The 1,975-nt window shown below is 76.5% G+C and carries 1 protein-coding gene; it reads right to left on the reverse strand.

From position 1 onward, the window contains the following. Positions 1-139: 139 nt before the first annotated feature. Entirely contained in the window at positions 140-1,633 is a 1,494-nt protein-coding gene (locus tag ABT263_RS38725; RefSeq protein ID WP_352298636.1) for an alpha/beta hydrolase family protein, read from the reverse strand. Positions 1,634-1,975 lie beyond the last annotated feature (342 nt).

Genomic DNA, 1,975 nt, shown 5'->3' on the forward strand with positions numbered 1-1,975 from the left:
CGAACGGCGCTTCGCCCGCCCCGCCGCCCCCGGGCGGGGGGGGGGGGGCCCGCCCCCCCCCCCCCCCCGACCCCGCACGAGCTCACCACGCTCGCCCGGCTCCCCCGGCCAACGCTGCTCAGCGGTTCTTCGGCGGCGGCTATCCGGGGCGGTGGACGCTGAGCTCGCCGTACGCCCGGAGGACGGCGGCCAGGTCGCCGGCCTGGTCGCCGGGTGCGCCTCGCAGGACGGCGTCCAGGAAGGCGCGGGTGGCCGCGGCGACGACGCGCGGGCTCTCGGCGCGGCCCAGGGTGCCGACGATCGAGGGCACGGGCGGCAGATAGAGGGGGCCGTCCATGAAGGTGAGGTGCGCGGCGCCGGGGACGGTGAGCCGGTAGCTCGTCGCGGTACTGGACCCGAGCGCCTCGGTGAGGCGGGGCAGGTAGCGGGCGTCGGTCGCCGGGGTGATGGCCTGGGTGAGCGCGAGCACCGGCTGGACGAGGGACGGCGAGGTCGGGCCGTGGGGGAAGCCGTCCAGGTCGATGACGGCGTCGAACCGGCGGTCCTGCCGGGCCGCCTGCAGCGCCGCGGCCCCACCCATGGAGTGGCCGGCCACCGCGACCCGGCCGGTGTCCAGGCGTCCGTTCAGCGGGTCGGCGATCGCACCGCGGTCCAGACCGTCCAACTGGGTGAGGACGAAGCCGAGGTCGGCGGCCCGGATCGCGGTCCACCCGGCCGCGAGCTTCTCGTCCTCGTCCGGGTCGCCGCTGGAGGCGGTCTCGGTGGTGATCGTCCGGCCGTCGGCGAGGACGACGGCGGCGGAGTCGTACGGGTGGTCGAGGGCGGCGACCACGTACCCGTGGCTGGCCAGTTCCTCCGCCCAGGCGGTGTTCTGGGTGCGCACCCCGCCCGACCCGGGAGAGAACAGCACGAGGGGAAACCGGCCCCCGCCACCGTCCACCGGGGCGTCGAAGACCGAGCGGGAGCGGGCGCGCGGAACCCCGTCGACCAGGAAGCCCGGCAGGCCGACCCCCTGGGCGAGGGCGTCGGAGACGGTACGCGCCTCCTGCTCCGTGCGTCCGAGGTACTGGGCCCGCCGCGTGCCCGAGGGGCTCCGCTGCGCGGGGTACCAGAGCTGGACCACGACCGTGCGCCGGTCGTCCGGGTCGGCGGTGAAGGTCTCGGGGCGCAGCGGGTCGGTCCACTGCACCACCCGGGTGCCGACCGCGAACTCGCCCGACGGCTCGGGGAAGACGGGGACGGGGAAGGCCCAGGCGGCCGCCGGTCCGGTGGCGATCAGGCCGACGCAGGCCAGTGATCCGGGCAGCGCCAGCCACCAGCGGGCCCGCCACGCGGGCCGGCCGGTACGGCGTCGCCGCAGGGGAAGGACGGCGAACGGCAACGCGAAGGCGGCGCCCGCCAGTACCGGCAGCATCTGCCAGCGGACTCCCGCCACGGCCAGCAGGATCGCGGACAGCACCTCGACCGCCCCGGCCGCGATCGTGACGCGCGGGCGGGCGGCGGGGGGCAGCCAGCGCACCACCACCAGGGCGACGGCGCCCAGCAGGACAACTATTTCCAGGGGGGACATGGACAGCCCCGTGATGATCTCGGTCACCCGCCCATCGTCGGCGCCGGGCCTGCGCCGCCACATCGATCCCGGGTCGTCGCCGGGTACGACCGCGGTCGTCGTCCGGAGCGGGCCCCGTACGACCGCGGTGGCAACCGACTGCGCCGGACCAGCGGCCGGCCTGCGACCACGGGAGGTGGCGCGGCTCCTCCTGTGGTCGTATGCGGCCCGGTGCCGATCAGTCGCTGGACTCATGTGCGTCGCGGGGCCCGTGACCTACCGTGAACAGGGCCGCGATACCTGCCGTGCGGCGCGAGGCGGACGTTTCCCGTACCCGCCTCGGCTGCGGCGGTACGCGGACGTGGGCCCGGCCGGGGCCACGCCGGTGCTGGATCGACAGGGACGTGTGATGAGCGAGGCGGCCGC

It is taken from the genome of Kitasatospora sp. NPDC001603 (genome assembly GCF_040298365.1).
GTDB lineage: Bacteria > Actinomycetota > Actinomycetes > Streptomycetales > Streptomycetaceae > Kitasatospora.

What these genes read in the sequence shown, in the direction of transcription:
- ABT263_RS38725 (WP_352298636.1), bottom strand. Translation starts at nt 1,633, where the DNA reads ATGTGGCGGCGCAGGCCCGGCGCCGACGATGGGCGGGTGACCGAGATC.